The organism is Klebsiella sp. YJ, from assembly GCF_002108615.1.
Taxonomy (GTDB): Bacteria; Pseudomonadota; Gammaproteobacteria; order Enterobacterales; family Enterobacteriaceae; genus Klebsiella; species Klebsiella planticola.
On the sequence record NZ_MTEG01000006.1, the window covers coordinates 181,471 to 200,344 of the forward strand.

The following is an 18,874-nucleotide window of genomic DNA, read 5'->3' on the forward strand; positions in this document are numbered from 1 at the left end:
ATTCCTTAATGATCAGGCATGACAGGAATTAGCAAACCTTATGCCACTTCGTAGAACAGCTGCGGCGGGCGTTGGCGGGGCGGGGATGAATAAAGAGGGGGCAGGATGTGCACCATCCGGACGCAGGTGCGCCCGGATGGTGCAGGGACGCTTAGCGCAGCATGCCTTTGTCGACAAGGAAAGCGATGATGTTGTTCAGGCCATCGCCGCTTTTCAGGTTGGTAAAGGTCCACGGGCGGTCGCCGCGCATACGCATCGTATCGCGCTCCATCACCTCCAGCGATGCGCCCACATACGGTGCAAGGTCGGTTTTGTTGATCACCAGGAAGTCCGACTTTGTGATCCCCGGCCCGCCTTTGCGCGGGATCTTTTCCCCTTCCGCAACGTCAATGACGTAGATGGTCAGGTCCGCCAGCTCCGGACTGAAGGTGGCGCTCAGGTTATCGCCGCCGCTTTCAACAAAGATCAGATCGAGGTTGCCGAACTTTTCGCTCAGCGCTTCTACCGCCGCCAGGTTCATGGAGGCGTCTTCGCGGATCGCGGTATGTGGACATCCGCCGGTTTCGACGCCGACGATGCGCTCCGGCGCCAGCGCGCCCGCTTCGGTGAGAATACGCTGATCTTCTTTGGTGTAGATGTCGTTGGTGACGACGGCTAACTGCCAGCTGTCACGCATGGCTTTACACAGCGCTTCCAGCAGGGCCGTTTTCCCGGAACCGACCGGGCCGCCGACGCCGACGCGCAGCGGGTGTTTGTAGTTATGCATACTCTCTCCTAGGAACGGAATAATCGGGAATACTGGGTTTCATGCCGGGCGGAAGCAATGGCGGCCAGCGGCGTGGATGAACCTATCGCGCTATCCGGCGCCGCAAGAGCGCAGGTCATATCCGCCGCGTAGCGATCGCACAGGCGTAAAATCAGCTGCTGGGCCGCCTGCTGGCCGAAAGGAACCAGCTTAACGCCGGCCATGACCGCGCTCTCGATCCAGCTGTAGCCAAGGCTCAGCGCCAGGTCGGGAAGCGCGATTTGCCAACGTACGCCGAGCCACGCCATGCCGGCGAGCTGGCTTTGCCGACACAAAACGCGCCACGCCGGCGGGCAATCCGGCTGCCAGTCGGCCAGCAGACGGGCAAAGGCCGCGCCGCGATTACGCTCTTCTTCACGCAGTTCGCGGGTCTCACGACAGGCGAGCAGCCAGGCGGTCCAGCGCTGTGCTGACGGCAGATCGTCGTTTTCGCATGCCCGATACAGCCGGGCGAACAGAGGAAGATCGACGGTAAAAAAGCTCTGTTCCATCTGCTGCAGCTGCCAGCGTTCAAAAGCGGCGGCATCGGGCACCCAGCCCGCTTCCACCGCCCACTCCAGCCCTTGCGACCAGCTATAGCCGCCGACCGGGAGGTTGCTGCTGGCCAGCTGCATCAACCGCAGGCGTTTTTCCGACGTTGGCATTTAGTGACTGTGCTCGTGATGATGATCGTGGCCATGATCGTGACTATGACCGTGGCTATGGCTATGGCCGTGGCTTTCGCTGGCGTAGGCGCCGGCTTCCGGTTCAAAAGGCAGATGGGCGAAAGTGACCTCCAGGCCGAACTGGCGCAGCATATCGTCCAGCACATGGTCGTGGTGATAGCGCAGCTCTCCGGGCATAATTTGCAGCGGAACGTGGCGGTTACCGAGGTGATAGCAGGCTTTCGCCAGCGTGAACGGATCGTCACAATGCACCACGGACACGCCTTCATCTGCGGCGATAATTTGCACAAATTCGCTGCCGTCTTCATTGCTGAGCACATCCCCACCGCGTAGCAGCAGGCCGCGCGGCAACAACAAACCGGCTTCGCGACCATCGTTGAGGGTGACTTTGATACGACTTTTCACCCGTACATCGATCGGTAGCGTAAGGCTGGCGGTCAGTTTGCCAGGTGAATCCACTCGTTGGGTCAGATAGAGCATCCGGACTCCTTAAAACAGAAAATAACGTTGCGCCATCGGCAGGACATCTGCCGGTTCGCTGGTAATCAGCTCGCCATCGATACGCACTTCATAGGTTTGCGCGTCGACGGTGATATTGGGCTGCAGGCCGTTATGGATCATGTCGGTCTTTTGTACCGTCCGGCAGCCTTTCACTACCGCCGTGGCGCTCTGCAGATTCAGACGCTGCGCCACGCCGCTGTCGACCGCCGCCTGCGGCAGGAAGGTGAGGCGACAGTGATGGCGAGCGCTGCCCAGCGCGCCGAACATCGGGCGGTAGTGCACCGGCTGCGGCGTCGGAATCGAGGCGTTGATGTCGCCCATCGGTGCAATGGCGATCATCCCGCCCTTGATCACCGTGGCGGGCTTAACGCCGAAAAACGCCGGGGACCACAGCACGAGATCCGCCAGCTTGCCGACTTCAATCGATCCGACTTCATGGGCGATACCGTGGGTCAGCGCCGGATTAATGGTGTACTTGGCGATATAGCGCTTCACGCGGAAGTTGTCGTTATCGCCGCGTTCTTCCGCCAGCGGCCCGCGCTGGACCTTCATCCGATGCGCGACCTGCCAGGTACGCAGAACGACTTCGCCGACGCGGCCCATCGCCTGCGAATCAGACGATGTCAGCGAGAAGGCGCCGAGATCGTGCAGAACATCTTCTGCCGCGATGGTTTCCCGGCGGATACGCGATTCGGCAAACGCCACGTCTTCGGCGATATCCGGATCGAGATGGTGGCAGACCATCAGCATATCCAGATGTTCGTCGATGGTGTTGACGGTATAGGGCAGCGTCGGGTTGGTTGAAGAGGGCAAAATATTGGGGTGTGCGCAGGCGGTAATAATATCCGGCGCATGGCCGCCGCCGGCCCCTTCGGTATGAAACGTGTGGATGGTTCGCCCGGCGATCGCCGCCAGCGTATCTTCCACAAAGCCGGATTCGTTCAGGGTATCGCTGTGCAGCGCCACCTGAATATCCATTTCGTCGGCAACCGTCAGCGCGCAGTTGATGGCTGCCGGCGTGGCGCCCCAGTCTTCATGAATTTTCAGGCCGATAACGCCTGCCGCGACCTGTTCGCGTAGCGCGTCCGGGTTCGAGCCGTTGCCTTTGCCCAGCAGACCGATATTCACCGGCAGACTGTCTGCCGCCTGCAGCATCCGCGAGATGTACCACGGACCCGGCGTGCAGGTGGTGGCATGCGTCCCCGCGGCCGGGCCGGTGCCGCCGCCGACCATGGTGGTGACGCCGGAGACCAGCGCCTCTTCCGCCTGCTGCGGACAGATCCAGTGGATATGGGTATCGACGCCGCCGGCGGTGACTATTTTGCCTTCGGCGGCAATCACTTCCGTCGCCGCGCCAATGGGGATATTGACGCCAGGCTGGATATCGGGATTGCCCGCTTTGCCGATCGCCAGGATCCGCCCGTCTTTGATGCCGATATCGGCTTTAACGATCCCCCAGTGATCGACGATCAGCGCATTGGTCAGCACCAGATCGACACAGTCGTCAGCGAGCATTTGCCCCTGGCCCATACCGTCACGGATGACCTTGCCGCCGCCGAACTTGACCTCTTCGCCGTAGGTGGTCAGATCGTCTTCGACCTCGATCCACAGTTCGGTGTCCGCCAGGCGCACTTTATCGCCGGTGGTGGGGCCAAACATGTCAGCATAAGCCTGACGTGAAATATCACTCATTGTTTGCCTCCAGATTCCCCATCACCTCGCCGCGAAAGCCGTATACCGCGCGACGACCGGCGAGCGCGACCAGCTCCACTTCACGTTTTTGCCCCGGCTCAAAGCGGACCGCGGTGCCAGCGGCGATGTTCAGGCGGTAGCCGGTGGCCTGCGCCCGATCAAATTTCAGCGCCGGGTTGACCTCGGCAAAATGGTAATGCGAGCCAACCTGAATCGGCCGGTCGCCATGATTCTCAACGATAATGCTGCGGGTGGCGCGGCCAACGTTCAGAGCTATCTGGCCGGGTTGCACCTTGTATTCACCTGGGATCATCGCGAAACCTCAGATAATCGGGTTGTGGACGGTGACCAGCTTCGAGCCATCCGGGAAGGTGGCCTCGACCTGGATGTCGGGGATCATTTCGGGTACGCCTTCCATGACCTGCTCGCGGCTTAACACGTGGCGGCCTTCTTCCATCAGCGCCGCCACGCTTTTACCGTCGCGGGCGCCTTCCATAATAAAGGCGCTGATTAAGGCCACGGCTTCCGGGTAGTTCAGCTTCAGGCCGCGGGCCAGGCGACGTTCCGCCACCAGCGCGGCGGTAAACAACAGCAGCTTGTCTTTCTCTCTGGGGGTCAGTTCCATAGCGTTCTCTCAGGTCAACCAGATTCGGGGAAGGACCGGGGACTTTCCGGTCAGATGCGGGCGCATAAACCGCCAGATATCACGCATCGCCCGCTGGCAAAGTAAGTTATCGTCACTTAAAAAGCGCACCGTCAGCAGGCCGTCAGTCAGCGTGGCGCCGGCATAATTTCCTAGCGTCGTGAGTCGTTCCCGCACGCCGTCAAGCAGGGCTTCGCTGGCGGGATAGAACAGCAGAGTACCGACCCACGGGTATTGCGCCACGCTGGCCAGACGCCCGTCGGCCAGGTGCAGGCGTTCGATCAGCAGCGGAGCATCATCCATCCATACTTCAAGACGGTTGCTGAGGGCGCCATGGCTAAAGTTTTCGCCGATGACCGGGCGGCCAAGGCACAGCAGATCCCAGGCCAGCAGCGTGCTGGAGGCGCAAAGGTGAAAGGCGGTGTGCAGACTGGCCCGGGCGCCCGGAAAGAAAATCGCGTCCTGCGGCAACCACTCCAGCGTCGAGCGTTCCGCCAGCGTCAGGCGCTGATGTAAATGGGCCTGCGCGCCGCTGCTGCGGTAAAATTTACTGGCGCCGGGCATGGTGATTAACGTGTGGCAGCCGCTATCGAGAGCGGCGCGAATCGTTAGCTCGTCGCCTCCAACGATCCCGCCCGGCGGGTGGAGTAAATAGAGATGACAGGTATCGTCTTCGGGGTAAAAGGGACGCTGGACGGTGAGCGGACCGACATGACGGGCGGAGGTGAGTACCGTTTTGCCGCCGCGATGTTGAAAATGAAGGTCCAGCGTAGCCTGCCAGCCTTTTTTATTCTCTGGTAACACGGTGCTGTGCAATGTTGTTACGCCCCTGCAAAATCAAGATAAAACAGCAGCGATGAGTATTGATCGGCGCGAAAGTATCTCGATCATATGAAAAGCTTATGAATTAAAAACAAGAAAACAGCCGCCTGAGCGGCGGCCGTTTAGCGAAAAGATTATTACGCCTGATAATCCTCGGCGTCAATGTCATAACCCGACGGTTCCCAGCGAATCGCGAGCAGCGACAGCAGGCCAATCAGCGGCGCGGCGGCGATAATCCAAAAGACCTGGGTATCCAGGGCTGCAACCAGCAGCGGGAAGAGGAACAGCGACAGGGTTGAGCTGCTGCGCATCAGGGTCTGATTCAGGCCAACGCCGACGCCGCGCAGTGAGGTCGGATAGCTCAACGAGGCAAAGGTCATGGTGTGGGCGCCGGGGCCAAACCCCTGGCCGAACAGGAACAGCGCCAGCATCGCCACGGCCGCGATGCCTTCGCCCGCGCCGTGCGGACGGCCGATCAGCGCCAGCCCCAGCAGTGCCGCCAGCTGGCAGCTGTAGCCCGCCAGCGACATCTTCCAGGCCCCTAAACGCGGCACCAGCCGAACCGCCAGCAGACCGCCGACAAAGGCGAAGAGCAGATTCAGCGCCAGCGAGATCACAATCGTGGTCAGCATCGACTGAACAAAGAAGCTGGAGATGATCACCGGCAGGCCGAAGGCGACGGCGTTATAGGCAAAGGAAGAGACCACCGACAGCAGCGTGGCGAGGGTGGTTCGCCGCAGATAGACGCCCTGGAACAGACGGAAATAGTTGCTCCACTGCGCTTTTTTCACCACCGGCGTCGGGTTATCCAGCGCGTCCTGCGCCACGTGGGCGTTGATGTTATAGGCCTTGCGGAGAATGGCGGCGGCGTCGCGCAGGTTACCCTGATTGGCGGCCCACACCGGTGATTCGCTCATATAGCGGCTGCGAATGGCGATAATCACCAGCGCAGGTACCGCGCCGAAGCCCAGAATCAGCCGCCATAGCCAGTCGCTGTGGCTTTCTGGCAGCACGGCGTAGAACAAGAGCACCAGCAGATACGAGATGCTGATGGCGGCATACCACGTCGGGCACCACATGGCGACGCTGGCCGCTTTGTTGCCCGGCCCCTTAAGCTTTGAGAACTCGCTCAGGAAGGCCATCGCCACCGGCAGATCGATACCGACGCCGAGGCCCATGACAAAACGGGCGCCGGTCAGCACATATTCGTTGGGGGCCAGCGCGCAGGCGATCGCGGCCACCACAAAAAACAGCATATCGGCCATAAAGACGCGGTAGCGGCCGATTTTATCCGTCAGGTAGCCGCCCAGCAGCGCGCCGACGATTGCCCCGAAGGTGATGGCCGATGCCACCATTCCGGTACCGGCAGGGGTCAGATTGAACTCGCGGGTAATATCTTTCAGGCCGAAGGCCAGGGAGCCCAGATCGTAGGCATCAAGAAAAATACCGCCGAGGGCGATACCCATGACGATACGCGCATTATTGCGCCCGCTGCTGCCCTCATTAATTAAACGCGATACATCGGCCGCGCCGCGTATCCACTGTACTTCCCCGCCAGGCGATCCCGCCGCTACGGCCGGATCCGCGTTGATTACGTCTGTCATGATGTTGTTCTGTGCTGTTTTATAAAGGATTCAGAGTAAACATCGTGGCAGGCAGGGATAAATTATTTTTGGTTATAAGACATAGCTAAGTGATTGTTGTGAAATGATTATCTTTTGCTGAGCGGTGGGTTCAGAATGATTGGCTGCCAAAAAGGGCAATTCAAAGAGAATGTCGGGATAAAGGGGGCCCGGCGTGAGCCACCGGGCGCAAGATTATTTCTGCTCAGGCGTTTTTTTGTTCTTTTTCAGTCGGGACCAGATTTTGGTTTCCTGGCGGCGCCACAGACGCTGAATATTGTCGTGATGGCGAAGCAGAATCAGGCAGGAGAGCATAGAGACCGGGAAGGTATACTGCGGTTTGAACCACCAGACGTAGAAGGGGGCAATCAGCGCGCTGACAATAGCCCCCAGCGACGAATAGCCGCTGAGCAGGATGGTCAGCAGCCAGGTACCCGCCATCACGCCGGTCAAATCCCAGCCGATGGGGGCGATTGCGCCGAAAGCGGTCGCCACGCCTTTACCACCGCGGAAGTTAAAGAATACCGGCCAGATATGGCCTACGCAGGCCGCAATGGCGACCAGGCCCAGCCAGAAAGGCGTCAGGCCGAGCGCCCAGGCACCCCAGACGGGCAGCATGCCTTTGAGCACATCAAAAATAAGAACCGTTACGGCTGCTCCCTTGCCGCCAATTCGTAGTACGTTTGTCGCCCCAGGATTGCCGGAACCGCTATCGCGAGGGTCGGGCAGGCCAGCGAGACGACACACCAGAATGGCGCTGGAAATTGAGCCGCAGAGGTAGGCAAGGATAACCAGTCCAGGCGCGATTGCACTCATCAGCTGTTCCATTTTGAAAATGTCATTTTGTCCCCGCTCTCCTTCGCGTCGCTGATGCGCTGGCGCACTTCTTTCGTGCCGTCATCGGAGCGTGCATTGAGCCAGAACGCTTGCTGCGCCGCTGCTTTCCTGCAATGCGAATTATTTAGGGGATGTCTTTGCATCTGTGGATAATACGCATAATTCGCCGGAAGTGGTATCCGGTTTAGCCAAAAAGCAGGCAGGTCGTGATGGATATTGTATTTATAGAGCAACTTTCGGTAATCACCACTATCGGTGTTTACGACTGGGAACAAACCATTGAACAGAAGCTGGTGTTCGATATCGAAATGGCGTGGGACAACCGCAAAGCGGCAAGCAGTGATGATGTCAATGATTGCCTCAGCTATGCTGATATCAGCGAGCTGGTGATTGGTCACGTTGAAGGCGGGCGTTTTGCGCTGGTTGAACGCGTCGCGGAAGAGATTGCCGATCTGCTGCTGGAAAAATTCCCCTCGCCGTGGGTGCGGATTAAAGTCAGCAAACCGGGCGCCGTTGCCCGGGCGGCAAACGTGGGCGTGATTATCGAGCGCAGTCGGACGTAGCCTTAATCTGAAACAAAACTTTTCAGGTCATACTCGTTAAACAAATTGAGTTTATACCGGTCACAGGATCCGGCTATCGGGATATTTAATTGCCGCTCAGGGTCAGGACAGCACTCGAAATTTACGCGTACTCCGTGTACGCTCCGGTTTCCTGCGCCGTCCGTCTCCAGACTGGCCGCATCAATATCACCTGATGGAATGGTTCAGCGTATCTGGTTTTTTCATTTTACTTTTAAAGGGTTTATTGGATGAGCGATATACACTCGCTGCTGGTGGCGGCAATATTGGGTGTGGTTGAAGGGTTAACGGAATTTTTACCTGTTTCCAGTACTGGCCATATGATTATTGTCGGCCATCTTCTGGGTTTTGAAGGCGAGACGGCAAATACTTTTGAGGTGGTCATTCAGTTAGGTTCTATTCTTGCTGTTGTCGTCATGTTCTGGCGTCGTCTGTTTGGTCTGATCGGTATTCATTTCGGTAAACCACCGGAACATGAAGGCCAGGGAAGCGGCCGTTTATCGCTGATTCATATTTTACTCGGGATGGTTCCGGCGGTGGTGCTGGGCCTGTTGTTCCACGATACCATCAAATCGTTGTTCAACCCGGTCAACGTCATGTATGCGCTGATCGTGGGTGGCTTGCTGCTGATCGCGGCGGAAGTGCTGAAGCCAAAACAGCCGCGTGCCGTCGGCATTGATGATATGACCTATCGTCAGGCATTTATCATCGGCTGCTTCCAGTGCCTGGCGCTGTGGCCCGGCTTCTCTCGCTCCGGTGCGACTATTTCCGGTGGGATGCTGATGGGCGTAAGCCGCTATGCGGCGTCAGAGTTCTCCTTCCTGCTGGCGGTGCCGATGATGATGGGGGCGACCGTGCTGGATGTGTATAAGAGCATCGGTTTCCTCAACGCCAGCGATATTCCGATGTTTGCCGTCGGCTTTATTATGGCGTTCATCGTGGCGCTGATCGCGATTAAAACCTTCCTGCAGCTGATTAAACGTATCTCGTTTATCCCGTTTGCCATCTACCGTTTTGTCGTCGCGGCAGTGGTTTACGTTATCTTCTTCTGAGTTTGAAGCGCCGGTAAAACCGGGCCCTCAGTCGCAAGGCTGAGGGCAGCGCTCTTCCTTCCACTTCGCGACGGCCAGAATGCGGCGCCGCGTCAGCTCCTCACGAATCTCCGGCCCTTTAAAGCCCTGAGCAACCACCTCTTTCGTAGAGACCGATTGGGCTATCTCCCAGGCTTCAAGCAGCAGGCGTCCCTGCGGATAATCGCGGGCTTCGAATCCGGTACGTCCGCGCACATCCGCTTCACTGGTTAAGGCGATTTGCATGACCCGGTGCGGCTTACGCCAGGCGTCGATATTATCAAACAGTTTGACCAGCGTTTTGGGCTGCAGTATCGGCAGGGTATGAATCAGGTCGTGGAATTCGGCGACCAGCTTCGCCAGATCGCGAATGTCGTTCGGCACGCGCAGGCGGGCGCAGAGCTGCTCGACCAGCCTGACGCCTGCCGGACCGTGGCCGTGGTGGCGCGGCCAGAGCGCTTTTGGCGTCAGCCCTTTGCCGAGATCGTGGCATAGCGTTGCAAAGCGAACGTCAATTTCCGGCGACAGCATTGCCGCCATCGTCAGGGTCATCAGCGTATGTACACCGGTGTCGATTTCCGGGTGCCATTTAGCCGGTGCCGGAACGCCGTACAGCGCGTCAATTTCCGGGAACAGCACGCCGAGCGCGTGGCAGTCGCGCAAGGTCTGGAAAAAGACCTGGGGATTACGGGTGCCAAGGGCGTTTTCCGTCTCCTTCCAGACGCGTTCCGGCGTCAGATGCGCCAGTTCGCCGGCGTCGGCCATGGCACGCATCAGCGCCATGGTTTCGTCGGCAATACGAAAGCCCAGGTGGGCATAGCGGGCGGCGAAGCGCGCCACGCGCAGAACGCGCAGCGGGTCTTCGCTGAAGGCGGGTGAGACGTGGCGCAGCAGGCGCAGACGCAAATCGGCCTGGCCGCCGTAGGGATCGATAATCAGGCCATCGGTATCTTGAGCCAGCGCATTGACCGTCAGATCGCGGCGCAGCAGATCCTGTTCCAGCGTGACGTCCGGGGCGGCATAGCAGGTAAAACCGGTGTAGCCGGAACCCGATTTACGCTCAGTACGTGCCAGAGCATACTCTTCCCGGCTTTTCGGGTGCAGAAATACGGGGAAATCGCGGCCTACCTGCTGGTAGCCCGCATCAAGCAACTGCTCAGGTGTGGCACCCACCACGACCCAATCTCTGTCTTTGACCGGTAGCCCTAATAACGCATCCCGAACTGCACCACCGACCAGATAAATCTTCACGCCTGACTCTCCCGTATCCACTTTGCTCAAGATGATACGTAAGTCTGGCAGAGAAGACGAATTAGTTCATCCACCGGTCTTTACGTTTACGGCTCGGGACCAGATGCGGCAGCACCAGACCGAGCAGCAGTCCGACGCCAAGCACGCCGCCGCCGTACATAAACCACTGCATGATAATGGTGCGCTGCTTATCATCCAGCTGCAGATTCGCGGCATTCACCTTCTTCTGGGCGACAACCAGCTCGTTTTTCAGCTTTTGGTTTTCGTCTTTCAGCGCGTTGATAACGGTATCGCTGCCGGCGACCTTTTTCTGCATGTCGGCGGTGCGCTGATTCCAGGTGGTGTCGATGTTATTCAGCTTGTCGGTCAGGGTTTTCACCTGATTTTCCAGATCCGGCACGCGGGTGCGCAGGCTGGGCTCGGTGCTCAGCTCTTTCAGCGGAATCCAGGCGGTACGGCCGTTGCCGTCGCGGATCTGGGCATAACCGGTGCTGTCATTGGTCTGCAGCAGAGAAACTTCTTCCCCGGCGTTAATGGTGCCCTGAAGACGATAATTATCGCCCGGCCCCGTGCGAACCCAGGTGTTCAGTTCATCAGAAACATAGCGTTTTTCTTCTGCATGAACCGCCGTGACGGCGCTGAGCGCCAGCAAAGTAAAAGTGATAAGGCGTAATTTTGGCATCAGGTCATCGTTTGATCATAAAAAGTTGAACGATAGTAGTGGCATCGCCATAGCGACGCAAAGTTTTCTGCCACAATCGGAAACATCCGGGAGGTGGCCCGGCAAAATGCGCATTGCATGGAGAATCGCCGCAAAATACTATCTACTGACAAAAAATATCGGCGATAGTTCGCCGTATTTTCCCGGCAGCGCAAAGAAGCGGAAGAATTCAGTCATGGCTCAAGAAATCGAATTAAAATTTATCGTCTCCGACAGCGGCGTGGAAACATTGCGCCAGCACCTTAACGCGCTTAATGCCCAGCACACGCCTGCGGGTCAATTGCTCAATATTTACTATGAAACGGCGGATAACTGGCTGCGCCGTCACGATATGGGGCTGCGCATCCGTGGCGATCGCGGTCGGTATGAAATGACCCTGAAAATCGCCGGGCGCGTGGTGGGCGGATTGCATCAGCGTCCGGAATTCAACATCCCGCTGGAAAGCCCGGAACTGGCGCTGGAGCGCCTTCCTGCCGAGGTCTGGCCGCAGGGCGAACTGCCCACGGAGCTGGCGCAAAACGTACAGCCGTTGTTCAGTACCGATTTTGAACGTGAAAAATGGGTGCTCAGCGAAGGAGAGAGCCAAATTGAAATCGCGCTCGATCGCGGGGAGGTGAAAACCCCTGAGCATCAGGAGGCGATTTGCGAGCTGGAGCTGGAACTGCTCTCTGGCAAGACGGAGGATGTGCTGGCGCTCGCCCGTCGTCTGCTGGAAACCGGCGTGCTGCGCCAGGGAAGTCTCAGCAAAGCGGCGCGCGGCTACCATCTTGCCCAGGGTAATGAAGCGCGCCCGGTGCAGCCATTCGGCGTTCTGCAGGTGGCGCCAAAAGCCAGCGTAGAACAGGGGCTGGAGGCGTCGCTGGAAAACGCGCTGGCGCACTGGCTCTATCATGATGAGGTCTGGAGCCGCGGTAATCCGATGGCAAAAGGAGAAATCCTCCGCGCTATCGCCCGGGTACGTCATGCGCTGGTGCTGTTTGGCGGCATCGTGCCGCGTAAGGCCACCGCGCAGCTGCGCGAACAGCTCGCTGAAGCGGAAGCTGTCCTGACGGAGGCCGGCAAGGATCCGTCGGCGCTGTTCAGCATTGCCGCAGTCAGCGCGAAGCTCGCCTTGACCGAATGGCTGGTGAGCCGCAGCTGGCGCGCCTTTTTAAATGAGAACGCGCAGAAGAAGATCGCCGGCTCTTTTAAACGTTTCGCCGATATCCAGCTTTCGCGGGCGGCGGCGGAGTTAAAAAATGCGTTTCAGCAGACGCTGGGGGACGATTACGACGGCCAGCTGCCGCGTCTGGCCCGCGACATTGACTGTATTCAGCTGCTTGCCGGCGCCTATGCCGATGCTGCTGCCTCCTGGCTGGAGAACTGGCTGGAGGTCCGTCGTGCGATTGAGCACAAAGATCGTAGCGTCATTGAATATTTCCGCCGCCAGGCGCTGGCCGCGGAGCCATTCTGGCTGCATAGTGGAAAACGATAATTTCAGGCCAGGGAGACCCCTATAATGCCGCTTTCTTCACAGTTACAGCAGCACTGGCAGACGGTTGTAGACCGACTGCCGGCGGATTTTCCATTATCCACACTAAGTCCGCAGGCGCAGTCGGTGATGGCGTTCAGCGATTTCGTCCAGCAGAGTCTGGTGGCGCAGCCGCAGTGGCTGGCCGAGCTTGAAAACTCGCCCCCCGAGGCGCAGGAGTGGCGTCACTATGCCGACTGGCTACAGGCCGCCCTGGCCGGGGTCAACGACGAAGCGGCGCTAATGCGTGAGCTGCGCCTGTTTCGCCGCCGGATCATGGTGCGCATCGCCTGGGCACAGGCGCTGTCGCTGGTCAGTGAAGAGAGCAGTTTGCAGCAGCTAAGCGCGCTGGCGGAGACGCTGATTGTCGCCGCCCGCGACTGGCTATACACCGCCTGCTGTAACGAGTGGGGAACCCCTTCCAGTGCCGAAGGTAAAGCGCAGCCGCTGCTGATCCTCGGGATGGGGAAACTGGGCGGAGGCGAACTCAATTTCTCGTCGGACATCGATCTGATTTTTGCCTGGCCAGAACATGGCTCAACCCGCGGCGGGCGCCGCGAGCTGGATAACGGACAGTTCTTTACCCGCCTCGGCCAGCGGCTGATTAAAGTTCTCGATCAGCCGACGCAGGATGGCTTTGTTTATCGCGTTGATATGCGCCTGCGCCCCTTCGGCGACAGCGGGCCGCTGGTGCTGAGCTTTGCCGCGCTGGAAGATTACTATCAGGAACAAGGGCGCGACTGGGAGCGCTACGCGATGGTCAAAGCGCGGATCATGGGCGATAACGAAGGCACCTACGCCAACGAACTGCGCGCCATGCTGCGGCCGTTCGTCTTCCGTCGCTACATCGACTTCAGCGTGATCCAGTCGCTGCGTAACATGAAGGGGATGATTGCCCGTGAAGTTCGTCGTCGCGGGCTGAAGGACAATATCAAGCTCGGTGCGGGCGGGATCCGCGAAATCGAATTTATCGTACAGGTCTTCCAGCTGATCCGCGGCGGACGCGAACCGGCGCTCCAGCTGCGGGCGCTGCTTCCGACGCTGGCGGCGATCGATGAGCTGCACCTGCTGCCGGAAGGCGATGCCGCCCGGTTGCGTGATGCCTACCTGTTCTTACGTCGCCTGGAAAACCTGCTGCAAAGCATCAATGACGAGCAGACGCAAACTCTGCCACAGGATGCGCTTAATCGCGCTCGCCTGGCGTGGGGGATGCATGTTGATGACTGGGAAACGCTGACCGCGCAGCTGGAAGAGAAAATGGCCAGCGTACGGCGGGTGTTCAACGAGCTGATTGGCGATGATGAAACGCAATCACCGGATGAGCAGCTGGAGGAGTACTGGCGCGAGCTGTGGCAGGATGCGCTGGAAGAGGATGACGCCAGCCCGGCGCTGGCCCATCTTGCGGATGACGACCGTCGCAGCGTGCTGGCGCTGATTGCCGATTTCCGTAAAGAGCTGGATAAACGCACTATCGGCCCGCGCGGGCGCCAGGTGCTGGATCAACTGATGCCGCATCTGCTCAGCGAGGTGTGCTCGCGGGCCGATGCGCCGGTGCCGTTGGCGCGGATTACGCCGCTGTTGACCGGTATCGTCACCCGAACCACCTATCTGGAATTGCTCAGCGAGTTTCCCGGCGCGTTGAAACATCTGATTAGCCTCTGCGCCGCCTCGCCGATGGTTGCCAGTCAGCTGGCGCGCCATCCGCTGCTGCTGGATGAACTGCTGGATCCCAATACCCTCTATCAACCGACGGCGACCGATGCCTATCGCGATGAGCTGCGCCAGTATCTGTTGCGCGTGCCGGAAGAGGACGAAGAGCAGCAGCTGGAGGCGCTGCGCCAGTTTAAGCAGGCACAGCTGCTGCATATTGCCGCTGCCGATATCGCCGGTACGCTGCCGGTGATGAAAGTGAGCGATCACTTAACGTGGTTGGCCGAAGCGATGATTGATGCGGTGGTCCAGCAGGCGTGGATGCAGATGGTGGCGCGTTATGGCCAGCCGACGCACCTGCATGACCGTCAGGGGCGCGGTTTTGCGGTCGTCGGCTACGGTAAACTGGGGGGCTGGGAGCTGGGCTACAGTTCTGACCTTGACCTGGTGTTCCTGCATGACTGTCCGATGGAGGTGATGACCGACGGGGAGCGCGAAATCGACGGGCGCCAGTTCTATCTGCGCCTGGCTCAGCGCATTATGCACCTCTTCAGCACCCGCACGTCCTCGGGGATTCTGTACGAAGTGGATGCTCGCTTACGTCCCTCCGGCGCCGCGGGTATGCTGGTCACCACGACCGATGCGTTTGCCGATTATCAGAAAAATGAAGCCTGGACCTGGGAACATCAGGCCCTGGTGCGCGCCCGCGTGGTCTATGGCGATCCTGAGCTGCAGGTGCGTTTTGATACTATCCGGCGCGATATTCTCAGCACCCCGCGTGAAGGGGAGACGCTGCAGACCGAAGTACGGGAAATGCGGGAGAAGATGCGCGCGCATCTCGGCAATAAGCACCGGGATCGCTTTGATATTAAAGCCGATGCCGGGGGCATTACCGACATTGAATTTATTACCCAGTATCTGGTCCTACGCTATGCGCACGATAAACCGAAGCTGACGCGCTGGTCTGATAACGTGCGCATTCTGGAACTGCTGGCGCAAAATGACATTATGGATGATGAAGAAGCGCGGGCGTTGACCCATGCATACACCACGCTGCGCGATGCGCTGCATCATCTGGCCTTGCAGGAACAGCCGGGGAACGTCGCCCCGGACGCCTTTACCCATGAACGTCAGCAGGTGAGCGCCAGCTGGCAGAAGTGGTTGATGGCTTAACTAAAAAACCGGGTGTGCTATTATCGCGCGCAAAGTTTGTATCTCGCAGGAGAGAGTCATGAAAGTAACGCTGCCGGAGTTTGAACGTGCAGGAGTGTTGGTGGTTGGCGATGTCATGCTGGACCGCTACTGGTATGGTCCCACCAGCCGTATTTCCCCCGAAGCCCCGGTACCGGTGGTCAAGGTGGAAAATATCGAAGAGCGTCCCGGCGGTGCGGCAAACGTGGCGATGAACATCGCCTCTCTCGGTGCGACTTCCCGTCTGGTCGGCCTGACCGGGATTGATGACGCCGCGCGTGCGCTCAGTAAGGCGCTGGCGGATGTCAACGTGAAGTGCGATTTCGTCTCCGTGCCGACTCACCCGACCATCACCAAGCTGCGCGTGCTGTCGCGCAACCAGCAGCTGATCCGCCTGGATTTCGAAGAGGGATTCTCCGGCGTCGATCCGCAGCCGATGCATGACCGTATTCAGCAGGCGCTGGGTACCATCGGGGCGCTGGTGTTGTCCGATTATGCAAAAGGCGCGCTGGCTAGCGTGCAGACCATGATTAAGCTGGCGCGCGATGCCGGCGTACCGGTGCTGATTGATCCGAAAGGCACCGATTTTGAACGCTATCGCGGCGCCACGCTGCTGACGCCGAACCTCTCCGAATTCGAAGCCGTAGCAGGCAAGTGCAAAGACGAAGCCGACATTGTCGAACGCGGCCTGAAAATTATTGCGGATTTCGAACTCTCCGCACTGCTGGTGACCCGCTCCGAGCAGGGGATGACGTTGTTGCAGCCGGGCCGTCCGCCGCTGCATATGCCGACTCAGGCGCAAGAAGTGTATGACGTCACCGGTGCCGGCGATACGGTGATTGGCGTGCTGGCGGCGACGCTCGCCTCCGGCAACACTCTGGAAGAGGCGTGCTACTTTGCCAACGCGGCGGCTGGCGTGGTGGTCGGCAAGCTGGGGACATCCACCGTGTCACCTATCGAGCTGGAAAACGCCGTGCGCGGGCGCGCGGAGACCGGGTTCGGCGTGATGAACGAAGACGAGCTGAAACAGGCCGTTGCGGCGGCGCGTAAGCGCGGCGAGAAAGTGGTGATGACCAACGGCGTGTTTGACATTCTGCATGCGGGCCACGTTTCTTATCTGGCTAATGCGCGTAAGCTCGGCGATCGGCTGATCGTTGCGGTCAACAGCGATGCGTCGACCAAACGTCTGAAAGGCGAGTCTCGTCCGGTTAACCCGCTGGAGCAGCGCATGATTGTGCTCGGCGCGCTGGAAGCCGTCGACTGGGTCGTCTCATTTGAAGAGGATACGCCGCAGCGCCTCATCGCCGGTATTCTGCCGGACCTGTTGGTCAAAGGCGGCGACTATAAGCCGGAAGATATCGCGGGTAGCGAGGAAGTCTGGGCGAACGGCGGCGACGTTCTGGTGCTGAACTTTGAAGATGGTTGCTCTACGACCAACATCATTAAGAAGATCCAGAAAGACAGCGGGAAGTAATTTGTGACGCCGGGCGGGCGTTCTGGGAGATCGGGGCTGCGTATCGTGCGGCTGAAGAACCCCGGATAACGCCCGACAAAGAAAGCCGACGATCGTAAGATCGCCGGCTTTTCTTATTTATTGATGACAGAGATGATTCAGCGCAATAAACAGGCGATCTGAGCGCATTTTTCGTACAGAAAGCGTTAGCGTAAGTATAAATACTGAAGTCAGTAGAAAGCATATGACCAATCAGAACACACACGGCTGAAGGAGTATGCGGATGAATCATCACGAACTGTATTCAATGAAGAACTTTGATTTTCTGGCCCTGAGTTTCGCCAGAATGTATGCACAAGGTCATGCCGTTGATCTGCAGGCCATTGTCGGCAATATGGATGAAGCTCAGCGTGAATGGTTTTGCCAACGGTATGAGCTCTACTGCCGTCAGGTCAGTGAAGAGGCGGCGTCGGAGCCAGAGCTGGAACACTGATAAAACAACGGGCCTGACGGCCCGTTGTTTTTTACTGCTTTTCTTCGACGGTCGGGGCGGCCGCGCGGCTTTCCAGATCGCTGATTCGCTGCTCCAGCAGCGCCAGTTTTTCGCGGGTGCGCAGCAGCACCTGCGTCTGCACATCAAACTCTTCGCGACTGACCAAATCCAGGCGGGTCAGCTGCGACTGGAGTACCTGACGGATCTTTTTCTCGACATCTTCCCCAAGATCGCGAAGGCCTTTCGGCATCGATTCATGGACCTGGCGGGCGATTTGTTCAATTTTTTTCGGGTCAATCATGGTGGTTTCCTGCTCTGGTCGATTTATCGCTCATTGTAGTGCGATCGACGCTACCTATAAACCAGAAATGTTTGAAGCTTATGCATTGCCGATGATAATCAATAGCGTTATAGTGATCTCGCTTATTCTCAGGGCGGGGCGAAATTCCCCACCGGCGGTAAATCAACCATAGCGTTGAAAGCCCGCGAGCGCTTTCTGTGAAAGCAGAAAGGTCAGCAGATCCGGTGTAATTCCGGGGCCGACGGTTAAAGTCCGGATGGGAGAGAGTAACGGCTCAGTCGGGTTTCGATCCGCTTGCGTTGACTTTTGCCGCTAAACCGGCGCTCCTAAGACTGCCCTGATTCTGGTAACCATAATTTTAATGAGGTTTATTTACCATGAATCAGACGCTCCTTTCCTCTTTTGGTACCGCTTTTGAACGTGTGGAACACGCTTTAAATGCACTGCGCGAAGGCCGCGGTGTGATGGTGCTTGATGATGAAGACCGTGAAAACGAAGGCGACATGATTTTCGCCGCCGAAACCATGACCGTTGAGCAGATGGCGCTGACCATTCGCCACGGCAGCGGCATTGTCTGCCTGTGCCTGACCGATGAACGCCGTAAGCAGCTTGACCTGCCGATGATGGTGGAAAACAACACCAGCGCATACGGCACCGGCTTTACCGTGACCATCGAAGCTGCAGCAGGCGTCACCACCGGTGTTTCCGCCGCTGACCGCGTGACCACCGTGCGCGCGGCCATTGCCGACGGCGCTAAACCTTCTGATCTCAACCGTCCAGGCCATGTCTTCCCGCTGCGCGCGCAGCCGGGCGGCGTGTTGACCCGCGGTGGTCATACTGAAGCGACCATCGATCTGGTGACGCTGGCGGGCTTTAAGCCGGCTGGCGTGCTGTGTGAACTGACCAACGACGATGGTACGATGGCGCGCGCGCCGGAGTGCATTGCGTTCGCGCAGAAGTATAATATGGCCGTAGTGACCATTGAAGATCTGGTGGCCTATCGCCGCGAACATGAGCGCAAAGCCAGCTGATTCTGGCCCCGCGTCATAGCAAAGCCCACCTCTGC

18 protein-coding genes, 2 pseudogenes and 1 riboswitch are annotated in these 18,874 nt (G+C 58.6%); of the genes and pseudogenes, 8 read left to right on the plus strand and 12 right to left on the minus strand.

Going from position 1 to position 18,874, the window contains the following annotated elements; translation table 11 throughout:
* Nucleotides 1–151: 151 nt before the first annotated feature.
* Genes ureG through BV390_RS08295 form a run of 7 tightly spaced genes read right to left on the minus strand, consistent with a single transcriptional unit; the run spans nt 152 to nt 5,122 of the window.
* Nucleotides 152–766, minus strand: a complete 615-nt coding sequence (gene ureG / locus BV390_RS08265; RefSeq protein ID WP_032690662.1) for an urease accessory protein UreG — start codon at nt 764–766, stop codon at nt 152–154.
* Nucleotides 767–774: 8 nt separating this feature from the next.
* Nucleotides 775–1,449 (minus strand): urease accessory protein UreF, encoded by a 675-nt coding sequence (locus tag BV390_RS08270; RefSeq protein ID WP_046853435.1) that lies wholly within the window; start codon nt 1,447–1,449, stop codon nt 775–777.
* A complete protein-coding gene (gene ureE, locus BV390_RS08275; RefSeq protein ID WP_032690664.1) occupies nt 1,450–1,950 on the minus strand; it encodes an urease accessory protein UreE in 501 nt (166 codons plus the stop codon).
* A gap of 9 nt (nt 1,951–1,959) precedes the next feature.
* A complete protein-coding gene (gene ureC / locus BV390_RS08280) occupies nt 1,960–3,663 on the minus strand; it encodes an urease subunit alpha (RefSeq protein WP_032697544.1) in 1,704 nt (567 codons plus the stop codon).
* Entirely contained in the window at nt 3,656–3,976 is a 321-nt protein-coding gene (locus BV390_RS08285) for an urease subunit beta (RefSeq protein ID WP_032697545.1), read from the minus strand. Before BV390_RS08285 ends, ureC begins: the two co-directional genes overlap by 8 nt.
* Before the next feature lie 9 nt (nt 3,977–3,985).
* On the minus strand, nt 3,986–4,288 hold the full coding sequence (locus tag BV390_RS08290; protein WP_004867816.1) for an urease subunit gamma: 303 nt from the start codon (nt 4,286–4,288) through the stop codon (nt 3,986–3,988).
* A gap of 9 nt (nt 4,289–4,297) precedes the next feature.
* The gene (locus BV390_RS08295) at nt 4,298–5,122 is read right to left on the minus strand and encodes an urease accessory protein UreD (protein ID WP_032697546.1); all 825 of its coding nucleotides are present in this window, start codon (nt 5,120–5,122) and stop codon (nt 4,298–4,300) included.
* Between BV390_RS08295 and BV390_RS31455 the strand changes: the two are divergent.
* A pseudogene (locus BV390_RS31455) lies at nt 5,112–5,198 on the plus strand (short-chain dehydrogenase); the annotation flags it as partial. The gene BV390_RS08295 and the pseudogene BV390_RS31455 sit on opposite strands and share 11 nt — an antisense overlap.
* Before the next feature lie 67 nt (nt 5,199–5,265).
* Here the strand turns inward: BV390_RS31455 and BV390_RS08300 are convergent.
* Together BV390_RS08300 and plsY are read right to left on the minus strand one after the other, a co-directional pair.
* Nucleotides 5,266–6,732 (minus strand): MFS transporter, encoded by a 1,467-nt coding sequence (locus BV390_RS08300; RefSeq protein ID WP_085396801.1) that lies wholly within the window; start codon nt 6,730–6,732, stop codon nt 5,266–5,268.
* Nucleotides 6,733–6,945: 213 nt separating this feature from the next.
* The gene (gene plsY, locus BV390_RS08305) at nt 6,946–7,566 is read right to left on the minus strand and encodes a glycerol-3-phosphate 1-O-acyltransferase PlsY (RefSeq protein ID WP_032697633.1); all 621 of its coding nucleotides are present in this window, start codon (nt 7,564–7,566) and stop codon (nt 6,946–6,948) included.
* A gap of 230 nt (nt 7,567–7,796) precedes the next feature.
* On the opposite strand from plsY, the pseudogene folB reads away from it, so the two are divergent.
* Together folB and bacA are read left to right on the plus strand one after the other, a co-directional pair.
* Nucleotides 7,797–8,190 (plus strand): annotated as a pseudogene (gene folB / locus BV390_RS08310) (bifunctional dihydroneopterin aldolase/7,8-dihydroneopterin epimerase).
* Between the two features lie 208 nt (nt 8,191–8,398).
* Entirely contained in the window at nt 8,399–9,220 is an 822-nt protein-coding gene (gene bacA, locus BV390_RS08315) for an undecaprenyl-diphosphate phosphatase (protein ID WP_004867807.1), read from the plus strand.
* Nucleotides 9,221–9,247: 27 nt separating this feature from the next.
* On the opposite strand, the gene BV390_RS08320 is transcribed toward bacA, so the two are convergent.
* Entirely contained in the window at nt 9,248–10,489 is a 1,242-nt protein-coding gene (locus BV390_RS08320) for a multifunctional CCA addition/repair protein (RefSeq protein WP_032690670.1), read from the minus strand.
* 61 nt (nt 10,490–10,550) lie between these two features.
* Nucleotides 10,551–11,171, minus strand: coding sequence for a TIGR04211 family SH3 domain-containing protein (locus BV390_RS08325; RefSeq protein WP_085396802.1), 621 nt, complete (start codon nt 11,169–11,171; stop codon nt 10,551–10,553).
* 214 nt (nt 11,172–11,385) lie between these two features.
* Between BV390_RS08325 and BV390_RS08330 the strand changes: the two genes are divergently transcribed.
* The 4 genes from BV390_RS08330 to glgS all read left to right on the plus strand — a co-directional run bounded on the left by BV390_RS08330 (nt 11,386) and on the right by glgS (nt 17,507).
* Nucleotides 11,386–12,684 carry a CYTH domain-containing protein gene (locus BV390_RS08330; RefSeq protein ID WP_032697549.1) on the plus strand — a complete coding sequence of 433 codons (1,299 nt, stop codon included), beginning with the start codon at nt 11,386–11,388 and terminating at the stop codon, nt 12,682–12,684.
* A 21-nt stretch (nt 12,685–12,705) separates the two neighbouring features.
* The gene (gene glnE / locus BV390_RS08335) at nt 12,706–15,543 is read left to right on the plus strand and encodes a bifunctional [glutamate--ammonia ligase]-adenylyl-L-tyrosine phosphorylase/[glutamate--ammonia-ligase] adenylyltransferase (protein WP_162180067.1); all 2,838 of its coding nucleotides are present in this window, start codon (nt 12,706–12,708) and stop codon (nt 15,541–15,543) included.
* 58 nt (nt 15,544–15,601) lie between these two features.
* Nucleotides 15,602–17,035 (plus strand): bifunctional D-glycero-beta-D-manno-heptose-7-phosphate kinase/D-glycero-beta-D-manno-heptose 1-phosphate adenylyltransferase HldE, encoded by a 1,434-nt coding sequence (gene hldE / locus BV390_RS08340; protein WP_015585701.1) that lies wholly within the window; start codon nt 15,602–15,604, stop codon nt 17,033–17,035.
* A 262-nt stretch (nt 17,036–17,297) separates the two neighbouring features.
* Complete coding sequence (gene glgS / locus BV390_RS08350; protein ID WP_046853439.1) at nt 17,298–17,507, plus strand: cell surface composition regulator GlgS; 210 nt, start codon at nt 17,298–17,300, stop codon at nt 17,505–17,507.
* Nucleotides 17,508–17,538: 31 nt separating this feature from the next.
* Here the strand turns inward: glgS and ubiK are convergent, their stop codons facing one another.
* Complete coding sequence (ubiK, locus tag BV390_RS08355; RefSeq protein WP_004867791.1) at nt 17,539–17,808, minus strand: ubiquinone biosynthesis accessory factor UbiK; 270 nt, start codon at nt 17,806–17,808, stop codon at nt 17,539–17,541.
* Between the two features lie 120 nt (nt 17,809–17,928).
* Nucleotides 17,929–18,080: riboswitch (FMN riboswitch) on the plus strand.
* A 105-nt stretch (nt 18,081–18,185) separates the two neighbouring features.
* Between ubiK and ribB the strand changes: the two genes are divergently transcribed.
* Nucleotides 18,186–18,839 carry a 3,4-dihydroxy-2-butanone-4-phosphate synthase gene (gene ribB / locus BV390_RS08360; protein WP_085396804.1) on the plus strand — a complete coding sequence of 218 codons (654 nt, stop codon included), beginning with the start codon at nt 18,186–18,188 and terminating at the stop codon, nt 18,837–18,839.
* Nucleotides 18,840–18,874 lie beyond the last annotated feature (35 nt).

What these genes read in the sequence shown, in the direction of transcription:
- ureG (WP_032690662.1), bottom strand. Translation starts at nt 766, where the DNA reads ATGCATAACTACAAACACCCGCTGCGCGTCGGCGTCGGCGGCCCGGTC.
- BV390_RS08270 (WP_046853435.1), bottom strand. Translation starts at nt 1,449, where the DNA reads ATGCCAACGTCGGAAAAACGCCTGCGGTTGATGCAGCTGGCCAGCAGC.
- ureE (WP_032690664.1), bottom strand. Translation starts at nt 1,950, where the DNA reads ATGCTCTATCTGACCCAACGAGTGGATTCACCTGGCAAACTGACCGCC.
- ureC (WP_032697544.1), bottom strand. Translation starts at nt 3,663, where the DNA reads ATGAGTGATATTTCACGTCAGGCTTATGCTGACATGTTTGGCCCCACC.
- BV390_RS08285 (WP_032697545.1), bottom strand. Translation starts at nt 3,976, where the DNA reads ATGATCCCAGGTGAATACAAGGTGCAACCCGGCCAGATAGCTCTGAAC.
- BV390_RS08290 (WP_004867816.1), bottom strand. Translation starts at nt 4,288, where the DNA reads ATGGAACTGACCCCCAGAGAGAAAGACAAGCTGCTGTTGTTTACCGCC.
- BV390_RS08300 (WP_085396801.1), bottom strand. Translation starts at nt 6,732, where the DNA reads ATGACAGACGTAATCAACGCGGATCCGGCCGTAGCGGCGGGATCGCCT.
- plsY (WP_032697633.1), bottom strand. Translation starts at nt 7,566, where the DNA reads ATGAGTGCAATCGCGCCTGGACTGGTTATCCTTGCCTACCTCTGCGGC.
- bacA (WP_004867807.1), top strand. Translation starts at nt 8,399, where the DNA reads ATGAGCGATATACACTCGCTGCTGGTGGCGGCAATATTGGGTGTGGTT.
- BV390_RS08325 (WP_085396802.1), bottom strand. Translation starts at nt 11,171, where the DNA reads ATGCCAAAATTACGCCTTATCACTTTTACTTTGCTGGCGCTCAGCGCC.
- BV390_RS08330 (WP_032697549.1), top strand. Translation starts at nt 11,386, where the DNA reads ATGGCTCAAGAAATCGAATTAAAATTTATCGTCTCCGACAGCGGCGTG.
- hldE (WP_015585701.1), top strand. Translation starts at nt 15,602, where the DNA reads ATGAAAGTAACGCTGCCGGAGTTTGAACGTGCAGGAGTGTTGGTGGTT.
- glgS (WP_046853439.1), top strand. Translation starts at nt 17,298, where the DNA reads ATGAATCATCACGAACTGTATTCAATGAAGAACTTTGATTTTCTGGCC.
- ubiK (WP_004867791.1), bottom strand. Translation starts at nt 17,808, where the DNA reads ATGATTGACCCGAAAAAAATTGAACAAATCGCCCGCCAGGTCCATGAA.
- ribB (WP_085396804.1), top strand. Translation starts at nt 18,186, where the DNA reads ATGAATCAGACGCTCCTTTCCTCTTTTGGTACCGCTTTTGAACGTGTG.